The sequence below is a fragment of the Anabaena sp. UHCC 0399 genome (genome assembly GCF_034931465.1).
GTDB classification, from domain to species: domain Bacteria; phylum Cyanobacteriota; class Cyanobacteriia; order Cyanobacteriales; family Nostocaceae; genus Trichormus; species Trichormus minutissimus.
In genome coordinates this window covers 1-10,041 of sequence record NZ_JAYGGZ010000066.1, presented here as the reverse complement: position 1 = coordinate 10,041, position 10,041 = coordinate 1, and the positions used below count along the sequence as shown (strand labels likewise).

At 42.4% G+C, this 10,041-nt stretch carries 8 protein-coding genes; 3 read left to right on the top strand and 5 right to left on the bottom strand.

Annotated elements, in window-relative coordinates; translation table 11 throughout:
• Positions 1-224: 224 nt before the first annotated feature.
• A complete protein-coding gene (locus VB693_RS25765; RefSeq protein WP_323268737.1) occupies positions 225-1,346 on the top strand; it encodes a site-2 protease family protein in 1,122 nt (373 codons plus the stop codon).
• Between the two features lie 224 nt (positions 1,347-1,570).
• Positions 1,571-2,122 carry an adenylyl-sulfate kinase gene (gene cysC, locus VB693_RS25760; RefSeq protein WP_323268736.1) on the top strand — a complete coding sequence of 184 codons (552 nt, stop codon included), beginning with the start codon at positions 1,571-1,573 and terminating at the stop codon, positions 2,120-2,122.
• Here the strand turns inward: cysC and VB693_RS25755 are convergent.
• From VB693_RS25755 to VB693_RS25740, 4 genes are all read right to left on the bottom strand, one after another.
• The gene (locus tag VB693_RS25755; RefSeq protein WP_323268735.1) at positions 2,108-2,479 is read right to left on the bottom strand and encodes a DUF2237 domain-containing protein; all 372 of its coding nucleotides are present in this window, start codon (positions 2,477-2,479) and stop codon (positions 2,108-2,110) included. The genes cysC and VB693_RS25755 overlap by 15 nt on opposite strands.
• A 244-nt stretch (positions 2,480-2,723) precedes the next feature.
• Positions 2,724-3,740, bottom strand: coding sequence for an adenosyl-hopene transferase HpnH (gene hpnH, locus VB693_RS25750; RefSeq protein WP_323268734.1), 1,017 nt, complete (start codon positions 3,738-3,740; stop codon positions 2,724-2,726).
• 97 nt (positions 3,741-3,837) lie between these two features.
• Entirely contained in the window at positions 3,838-4,821 is a 984-nt protein-coding gene (gene hpnA, locus VB693_RS25745; RefSeq protein ID WP_323268733.1) for a hopanoid-associated sugar epimerase, read from the bottom strand.
• The gene (locus VB693_RS25740) at positions 4,821-7,514 is read right to left on the bottom strand and encodes an efflux RND transporter permease subunit (RefSeq protein ID WP_323268731.1); all 2,694 of its coding nucleotides are present in this window, start codon (positions 7,512-7,514) and stop codon (positions 4,821-4,823) included. The genes hpnA and VB693_RS25740 overlap by 1 nt, the downstream gene beginning before the upstream one ends.
• 98 nt (positions 7,515-7,612) lie before the next feature.
• Here VB693_RS25740 and VB693_RS25735 point away from each other — a divergent pair, with 98 nt between their 5' ends.
• Positions 7,613-8,278, top strand: coding sequence for a phosphorylase (locus VB693_RS25735; protein WP_323268730.1), 666 nt, complete (start codon positions 7,613-7,615; stop codon positions 8,276-8,278).
• Positions 8,279-8,313: 35 nt separating this feature from the next.
• Here VB693_RS25735 and VB693_RS25730 read toward each other — a convergent pair.
• On the bottom strand, positions 8,314-10,041 hold a 1,728-nt coding region (locus VB693_RS25730), incomplete at its 5' end, for a choice-of-anchor I domain-containing protein (protein ID WP_323268729.1).

Here is a 10,041-nt window from a genome sequence, read left to right as displayed (position 1 = left end):
CTCAGCACTCAGCACTCAGCACTCAGCACTCAGCACTCAGCACTCAGCACTCAGCACTCAGCACTCAGCACTCAGCACTCAGCACAGTTTTCCTAATAACCGCACCTAATCAGCCGGACACTACTACCATTACAAATATTAAAATTGCTTAATACTTTGTTACACTTGAAACAACGAGAGGGTTAAAAAAACAACTCTCGCCGTTGAAATCAAAGGTAAACGACATGAACGGCACAATTCGCGTTGGGAATCTCTTCGGTATTCCCTTTTACATCCATCCATCGTGGTTTCTGGTTCTGGGATTAGTAACCTGGAGTTATAGCGGTGGACTCATGGCACAATTTCCCCAATTGTCTGGGGGATTAGCTTTAATACTAGGATTGACGACAGCGTTGTTATTGTTTGCCTCTGTCGTCGCCCACGAGTTAGGACATAGCTTTGTAGCCTTACGTCAGGGAATTAGCGTAAATTCAATTACACTATTTATTTTTGGTGGTTTGGCTAGCTTAGAAAAAGAATCGAAAACCCCAGGGGAAGCCTTTTGGGTAGCGATCGCTGGGCCTTTAGTCAGCCTGTTGTTATGCGGTATCGTCACAGTAGTTGGTGTTACCAGTCCCATCTCCGGCCCCGTAGCAGCTATTCTCGGCGTTCTAGCATCTGTAAACCTAGCTTTAGCCTTGTTTAACCTCATTCCTGGCTTACCTTTAGATGGCGGTAATATCCTCAAAGCCATTGTCTGGAAGATTACAGGTAATCCCTACAAAGGTGTGACATTTGCTAGCCGAGTTGGACAAATATTTGGTTGGGTAGCGATCGCTTCTGGTGTAATTCCTCTCTTCTTTTTTGGTAGCTTTAGCAACTTCTGGAACTTATTAATTGGTTTCTTCCTATTAAGAAATGCTGGTAATGCGGCGCAATTTGCTAAATTTCAAGAAAAACTCACAGGATTGACAGCAGCAGATGCAGTTACACTTAATAGTCCAGTGGTTTCAGCTAATATAAACCTCAGAGAGTTTGCAGATCAGCAAATTGTTCAAGGCAATAACTGGCAACGGTTCTTAGTCACGAACGATGAAGGGCAATTAGTAGGTGCGATCGCACTTAATGACTTACGCACTGTAAGTACAACATTGTGGTCAGAAACGCAAATCAAAGACGTGATGCGATCGATTGAATCCACCACTATCCCATCAAATAAACCATTACTAGAAGTAGTGCAACTACTCGATCAACAAAAATTATCTGCACTACCCGTCACTCGTGACAACGGCGTGCTAGTCGGAATATTAGAAAAAACTGCGATTATTCAACTATTGCAAAGTAGTACCCAACCTACTCCTGCATAGATGATTCATTGAAAAAACCTCCTTCTCTCAAATCCCTCAGAATTGGGGGATTTTTTTGTATGAAGAAATACAATACGGTTCGGATCAGATAATTTGCCAAAATAATAACGTCTCTACCCACCCATAACGTTAACCGAACCGTATTGGGAGGAAATAGACTGAAGGCACTTCCGATAAAATATAATTTTTCAGTGAATTTATTAATTTTCTGGAAGTTCCTAAACATGAAACAACGCGGTTCTATTCTCTGGCTTACAGGGTTAAGTGGTGCTGGTAAAACAACTATCGCCAAAGGTGTAGCGCAAGAACTACAAAAGAGAAATTACTTAACAGAAGTGTTAGATGGTGATATCGTTCGCACCTATCTATCTCAAGGACTGGGCTTTAGCAAACAAGATAGAGATACAAATGTGCAGCGTATTGGCTTTGTTGCCAACTTACTTAGTCGCAATGGCATAATTGCGATCGCTGCTGTGATCAGTCCCTATCGTCAAGTTCGAGAGGAACTGAAACAGACAACTACCAACTTTATCGAAATTTACGTTCAAGCTGCACTTGCAGTTTGTGAATCCCGTGATGTTAAAGGACTTTACGCCAAAGCCAGAGCGGGGCAAATTAAACATTTTACTGGTATCTCTGATCCTTACGAAGAACCGATAAATCCAGACATTATCTGTCAAACGGATCAATTCACTGTTGAGCAGTGTGTTAACCAAGTGCTTCACTATTTAGAAACCCAAGGTTTGATCTCAACTGATTTTCTAGATAGAAGTTAAGCCGTGTTTCGTTAAATCCTCAAAATTACAAACTTCCAAAGCCCTAGCATGGGTGGCTACAAGCACCACAGGAGGAGCAACACCAACTTCTAACGCTTCTTGCCAACGTGATGCACATAAACACCAGCGATCTCCAGGCTTTAATCCGGGAAAATTATACTCAGGAACAGGTGTGCTGAGGTCGTTACCTCGTGATTTGGTAAACTCTAAAAACGCTGGTGTAACTTGAGCGCAAACAACGTGCATCCCTGTATCATAAGCACCTGTAGAACAAAATCCATCACGGTAAAACCCAGTCATGGGCGATGTACAGCAAACCTCTAAGTCTGTACCAAGTACATTTTTAGCTTCTGCCATTTGTAATTACCTATATTAATGGGGATTGAGGACAAATCAAGTCAAAAGTCAAAAGTCAAAAGTCAAAATTAATTAAATAACTCCTGGCGATTGAGGATTGGGGACTGGGTAGACAAGATAGACATTTTCCTACTAACTACTCCTTACTCCTTACTCACTACTCCTTACTCACTACTCCTTACTCACTACTCCTTACTCACTACTCCTTACTCACTACTCAGCACTCAGCACTCACTACTCAGCACTACTTTCCAAACACAGTCCCTAGAGAACGAGCAATATTTTGCGGTTGCATAGCATCCATTGCGGCTGTTGGTTCATAACCGCAGTGAACCATGCAATCAGCACACTTGGGATTACCACTAGCGCGGCCGTATTGACTCCAGTCGGTTTCTGCTAGCAATTCCTTAAAGGTAGTGTAATGCCCTTCATTTAAAAGATAACAGGGCTTTTGCCAACCTAAAACACTGTAACTAGGACTACCCCAAGGTGTACATTCATAGTCCTTTTCCCCGATGAGAAAGTCTAGGAATAAGGGGTTGTGATTGAAATTCCAGTTTTTTTGACCAGATGTGTAGGGTGTGAGGATTTCTCTAAATAAGGCACGAGTTTGTTCACGCCGGAGGAAATGGTCTTGATCTGGGGCCCATTCGTAGCCATAACCAGGGGAAATCATCATCCCATCTGTCTTGAGGGTTTCCAAGAAGTCGAAAAACTCCTGCATTTCTTTGATGTCACAACCTTCAAAAATAGTTGTGTTGGTAGTAACACGAAACCCTTTGGCTTTAGCTGCTTTGATCGCTTTAACAGCAATATCAAACACACCTTTACGGGCTACACATTGATCATGCCATTCCCTCATCCCATCAAGATGGACACTAAAAGTTAAGTAAGGAGACGGCTGAAACTTATCGAGGCTTTTTTCTAACAACAACCCATTGGTACACAAATAAACATATTTTTTGCGTTGTACTAATCCCTTGACAATTTCGTCAATTTGGGGGTGTAATAGCGGTTCTCCCCCAGGAATTGATACAACTGGTGCGCCGCACTCTTCCACGGCGGTAAAGCACTGTTCTGGAGTCAAGTTTTGCTTGAGTATCTCTGTAGGATGCTGAATCTTACCACAACCAGAACACGCTAAATTACAGCGAAACAGTGGTTCTAGCATCAATACCAAAGGAAACTTTTTGCGTCCTAAAAGGCGTTGAGTTACCAGATACTTACCAATATCTATAGCTTGTTGCAGATTGATCGCCATTTGTTTTAATACTCCTCTATATATAGATCAAAGCATCTTTTGTTCGTAGTGAGGACTTTAGTCCTCAAAATAATGACTAAAGTCCTTACTACAAACCTTAATTGACATATCCATTGGCCACGAACCAATCTACAGCGTCTTTGAGGGCGACATTCACAGGCGATTGGGGTAAGCCTAATTCTTTAACAGCTTTTGCGGCATTGTAATACATCGGTTGTTGTGCCATCCGCACGCCATCTAAGGGGACTGAGGGATATTTGCCTAGGTGGGCGAGAATCTTTTCATCAATCCAGGCGACACCTAGAGGTAGCCAGTTGGGGATAGTCTGCTGGGGTGCTGGTATGCCTGTGATATCTGCCAGTTGTTCTAGCAGTTGTTTGAGGGTGAGGTTTTGATGACCTAAGATATAGCGATCGCCTGTTTTACCTTTTTGCAATGCTAATAAGTGTCCCCAGGCTACATCTTGCACATCAATAAAGTTGAGTCCTGTATTGACGTAAGCGGGCATTTGCCGCCGCAAGAATCGCAAGATAATCTCCCCTGTGGGTGTCGGTTTAATATCTAATGCCCCAATTGGACTGCTGGGATTGACAATTACGATATCTTGACCATTACCTATAGCTTGTATGGCTACTTGTTCGGCGAGGAACTTGGATTTTTTGTAATCCCCCACCAGCTTTTCTACGGGGCTTTGGTGAGTCTCATCGACCACTTGACCAGATGCACCAACGCCAATCGCCGCCACGGAACTAGTATATACAGTGCGCTCAATCCCCGCTTTTTGGGCAGCATTTAAGACATTTTCTGTCCCCTCAACGTTGTGACGATAAAGTAAATAGCGGTCTTTTTGCCACAGGGAATAATGGGCGGCAACATGAAATAGATACTTGCAACCAAGCATCTGCTGCCACAATTCTGGATAATTGAGATTCCCCTTGACAATTTCTACATTTAACCCCTTGAGGTTGCCTAAGTTACTGCTAGGGCGTACCAATGCTTTCACTTGGTATCCCTGTTGCAGCAACAAGCGCACCACATGAGAGCCAACAAAACCAGTTCCCCCTGTGACAAATACTTGCATTAGTTTTTCACCTTCTTAAACCGGGGAAACCAATCATCTAAAATCGCGTAGACTACTGGAACGACAATCAAGCTGAGGATAGTAGAAGTCACCAAACCGCCGGCAATAGCTACAGCCATAGGCGATCGCAATTCTGAACCTGCACCAAAACCCAAGGCGATCGGTAGCATCCCTAAAATGGTGGAAAAGGTAGTCATCATAATCGGCCTGAGTCTCACTGGCCCCGCTTGCAGGATGGCTTCTGTGCGTTCTAAACCTGCTTTGCGTAGCTGACTAATGTAATCTACCAGCAAGATGGCGTTTTTATTGGCCAGTCCCAGCAAGAACACAAAGCCAATTAGCGAAATCATCCCGAAGTCACTCTTGGTAAAAAGTAATGCTAGCATTGCTCCTACCACCGCTAAGGGTAAGGAAGCACCAATCACTACTGGATCTACCCAGCTTTTGAACAGTAGAATCAACACGACGATGATACACACTGCTGATAAGACCAAAGTTGACGCGAAACTACCAAAAACTTCGCTTTGACGGGCAGAATCTCCCCCTAGGTCTAAAGTGACATCAGCAGGTAATACTCCTTTGGCTTCCGCAATAATTTTGTCTGTAGCATCACCCAAAGTTAAATCTTGACCCAAGTTGGCACTAACATATGCTACCCGTTGATTGTTGAGCCGTTCAATGTTAAAAACTTGACCCTCGTTATTTGCGTCCCCTGTGACGGTGACATCAGCAAATCCTGGGATTTTGGTAATGCGGTATTTAATTGTCTTGGCGGCTTTACTTAGGGTTTGTAAATCATTACCGCGTAAAGATACCTGTAAAGGTTTTTGTCCACCAGTGTCTACAAATTGAATATCTTCCACGCTGGTAGTGACACCGGGAAGATTAGGTAAAGTTGTGCGTAATTGGTCTTGTAATTCTGCCGTTTTAATGCTGCGGTTTTCTTTCAGCTTGACATAGAGTGTTCCCTTATTTGGTTCACCCTCACGAGAACCCACAGTAGTAAAAACTGTTTCTACATCTGGGGATTTTCTCACGACTGCTTCCAATTTTTTCGCCACCTCCAGGGAGTCGTTGAGGGGGTTAGGGATGGGGGATTGGGGATTGGGTAAAAGTGCTGCTCCCCTGCTCCCCTGCACTCCCAATCTCTGCAAAGCTGCCAAATCAGGTATTTTAGGCAGAGGTGCAGTGTAGGTAATGTTAAACTCACCCCGATCTAGTTTGGGAATAAAACCCTTGGGAATGAATGGAATTAGGGCAATCCCGGCAATAAAACTGAGAATAGCTAAGGCAATAACTATTGTGCGATGGTTCAAAGACCAAGAGAGTAAGTTTCGATAAGTTTGGGTAAAATAAACCCCAATTTTTAGTTCCCTGCGTCGGGAAGTTGTAGCAGGTGGTTTGAGCCAATAAATAGATAACACTGGTGATAAAGTCCGCGCCACCAATGTAGAAGCAATATAAGCGGCGGAAACGGTAATACCAAATGGCTTGAAGAACTGTCCGACTACTCCACCCATCAATCCAATAGGTAAGAAAACAGCTATGGCTGTCGCAGTCGTGGCGACGACTGTTAAGCCAATTTCATCGGTAGCGGAGTATGCAGCTTGGCGGGGTGTTTGTCCTTCGTCAATGTGCCGCATGATGTTTTCTACATCAATGATGGCATCATCAATTACACTGCCAATAACTAAGGCTAACGCTAACAGTGTAATCGTTTCTAGGTTAAAGCCAAAAATTGCCATGACGATAAACGTCGCCAACAAAGATGTCGGAATTGCTAAGGCAGAAATGAGGGTGGCTCGCCAACTCCATAAAAATGGGAAAATTACCACAATTGCCAAAACTATAGCTTCTATCAACGCATCTATGGTTGACTGGGTGGCATTGCGGATATATTCTGCCTGGGTAGCGGCTAGGGTGAGTTTAATATCTGTAAAGTTAGTGCGGAGTGTTTGTACTTCCTTTTCCACTAAACTCACTACTTCCAAGGTATTAGCATTACCACGCTTAATGACTTGAAATGCTAGTGCGTCTTGACCATTAAATCTGACTAAATTTGCTCCCCCTTGAGTCAAAGCCGCAGTTGGATTTGTGGGATTAATAGGAGATGCTGCACTAGCCGCACCCAATAGCGAGACTTTCAGCACTCCTGGTAATTTAGCGATCGCTGGTATAATCTGGTCATTTGCCAGCTTAGTCAAATCATTGAGATTCTGTGACGAACTCTCAATGGCATAACTCACGGCTGCTGATTCATTCAGGTTTAGGGGAATAATTTTATAATTTGCTCCCTGGGGTAAAGTTAGTTGCTTTAGTGCAGTTTCGACACTACGAGTTGATGTTTCTAGATTCGTTCCTACAGCAAAAGACAAACTTACAGCAGATTGTCCAGGATAACTAGATGAGCGAATATCCTCCAGTCCTTCCAGAGAACGCAGGCGTTCCTCTATAGGTTGGGTGAGTTTCGCTTCCGTATCTAAAGCATTTACCAAAGGAGGCGCAGTAGCATTCACCACCACCACCGGAAAGGTAATGTCTGGAAACAAAGCATACTTGAGGGAACTAAAAGCCAGAATCCCAGCTACAGCCACCGCAATCCAAAAACTCACCGTCAGCCATGAGAACTCAATAGCTAATCGGGAAATATTAAAACGCTCTCGTGCAGATTTTGCGCTACTAAGCTTTGCCATCTTGGAAAATCATCACGCGGAAGACATAATTATTTGTCATGCTACATTAAATCATCGTGTCATTTGCGAGTTCTATTTGGGGAAGTGGGGAATGGGGAATGCCAACAATTTTAGTGCCGCAAGGTGCAGAGTATGCGGCAGTGTGTCGCGGTTTAAATCGAGTGACTGGTAAAAAGCCTCATGTTGTACCGATACCAGTAGGGATAAAACCTGTAAAAGAATATTTGCAAAAATGGTCAAAGACAAAAGACTTTGGGAATGAGATCAAACCAGGAGTCTTAGTTATGGGGTTATGTGGCAGCTTGACGCAGCAGTACAAAGTTGGTGATATTGTGCTGTATCAAGATTGTATGTATCAGCAACAAGTACAACAATGCAGTCATATACTAAATGCACATATCCAGTCAACAGTCAAAATAGTTAAATCATTAACAAGCGATCGCGTGATTTGTTCTGCCACCGAAAAACGCTATCTTGGTGAAACGATGAGTGTTGATGTCGTTGATATGGAAGGCTTTGCTGTTTTGGACTTTTTTAAAAAAATGGGCATAGAAGTAGCGATGTTACGAGTAGTCAGTGATGATTCCCACCATGATATCCCTGACATCTCAGCAGCAATCAATCCCGATGGTTCACTCAAGCCTCTATCTCTAGCACTAACATTCATCCGCCAACCTATTGCAGCTACTCGTCTAATTCGAGGTTCGTTGCAAGGATTAAAAGTTTTAGAGCAAGTGACACAATTACTGTTTTCTGAAGGTTGAAGACAGCTAAAATACTCATGAATGAATTTTGTTGACTAGAAAATAGTGTTAAAACCAACGCGCACAATCACATCATTGTAATCTCCGTCACCACCACCAGGTAAATCCTCAAAACCAAAGACATTATCACCTAATAAACGAATATGGTCTACTTGATTGGGGTTAGCACCCAAGTAGGGAAAATAAACTGCCGGATCATTACTGCCATTAGTATCAAGTAAAGCTTCTGGTCTACCATTGACAATCATAAATGGTGCAAAAATCCCACCACCAGAAAAAGTACCTGTATAATTTGCGGTAGCTTGGTTATCTACCGTTAAGTTGACACCTGCTAGACGTTGATTAATAGCAGCTTGGATATAGCCAGCTTGTCCCGGTAGCAAATCAGCTACACCATCATTATTAATATCAATTCCCCCATTTTCACCAGTTACCTGATAGAAGCCAACAAAGTTATCAAAAGCAGCTTCTCTATTGACTGTAAATGTTGCAGATACACCACCAATAAAACTCCGTAAATCAATTACTTCTGCTGCTTGTATTCCTTGTAAACCTGCACCTATAATTGGGGTTTCGTCGGTGGCTGTAATATTAACTACTAAATCATTAAATACATTAGTATTATTCGAGCCATCTGTCCAACCTAAAGTAAAACTACCCGCAGTTAAAGATGTAATTTGTTGAACACTAGTGTTAGAAAAAAGTATATTGCTTGTAGAAGAAGTTTGTTTAACTGTATTAAGGGTACTATTTTTAATTAAATAAAACCTGAAATTCTGATTGCTATCAAATTCTAACAAGCGACTGAGATTATTAGGATCAAAGCCATTGGGATTATTCGCAATAATAGAAAAAATTGCCTGGCTGCGTGCTAATGCTGCTTCAGCGTAACCTGCTGCACCCGGAGCAATGCCATTAATTGTGCCATTTTGATCATCAACACTATATACTCCCAGTTCATTAACTAAATTAGAATTGCGTCCCAATAGTTTAACTTTGAGTTTAACCTTGACATTGACTCCAGTAATATTAAAGACATCATTTTTTGGGTTCAGTAATTGAGTCTGGCTATCTAGAATGTCATTAACACCAATTACTAAATCTTCCTCAAAACTCAGTCCACCTTGGTCAGTTGTGACAACACGAATGAAGTAGTTAGACTTGGTTTGAAAATCTGGAGATTGGTTAATAATTAAACTATTACCATTAATGGTAAAGAATGAATTATCATTACCACCATTAGCGAAAGAATAAGTAAAAGTGTCTCCTTGATTGGGGTCAATGGTGCTAAATGTGCCAATCACTGTGTTAGCTGGAACAGTTTCATTTACATTAGTTGCACTTAATGTCAAGGCAGTGGGTGCAAGATTATTAGAAAGATTGACCTCATAAACTGCGATGGTTTTACTAACCTCGTTAGCAACAATCAGTAAATCTTTACCATTAGGACTATCACTAGCAGGAATAAACTTCAGACCTTCAGGTGCTAAATCACCAGTGGCGTTAGGGACATATTCTATAAACTGGGGTGACTGGGGATTGGTAACGTCATAGACCATAATCCCACCAGTGCGTTCTAACCCGATGAACGCATAAGTTTTGCCGTTAATGACACCAACAGTTACACCTTCTGGTTCTGGGCCTTTGTTATCACTGCGGTTGTCAATACCAGCCGGAATATCTTCACCGTTGAGATTAAAAATGCTGGGGACTTGTGCAGCAATTTGTTTTTCAAAGGCTGAACCACTATCGAAAACTCTATT

Bases quoted from the DNA above. Each gene is read 5' to 3' on its own strand.
- VB693_RS25765 (WP_323268737.1), top strand. From the start codon at position 225: ATGAACGGCACAATTCGCGTTGGGAATCTCTTCGGTATTCCCTTTTAC.
- cysC (WP_323268736.1), top strand. From the start codon at position 1,571: ATGAAACAACGCGGTTCTATTCTCTGGCTTACAGGGTTAAGTGGTGCT.
- VB693_RS25755 (WP_323268735.1), bottom strand. From the start codon at position 2,479: ATGGCAGAAGCTAAAAATGTACTTGGTACAGACTTAGAGGTTTGCTGT.
- hpnH (WP_323268734.1), bottom strand. From the start codon at position 3,740: ATGGCGATCAATCTGCAACAAGCTATAGATATTGGTAAGTATCTGGTA.
- hpnA (WP_323268733.1), bottom strand. From the start codon at position 4,821: ATGCAAGTATTTGTCACAGGGGGAACTGGTTTTGTTGGCTCTCATGTG.
- VB693_RS25740 (WP_323268731.1), bottom strand. From the start codon at position 7,514: ATGGCAAAGCTTAGTAGCGCAAAATCTGCACGAGAGCGTTTTAATATT.
- VB693_RS25735 (WP_323268730.1), top strand. From the start codon at position 7,613: ATGCCAACAATTTTAGTGCCGCAAGGTGCAGAGTATGCGGCAGTGTGT.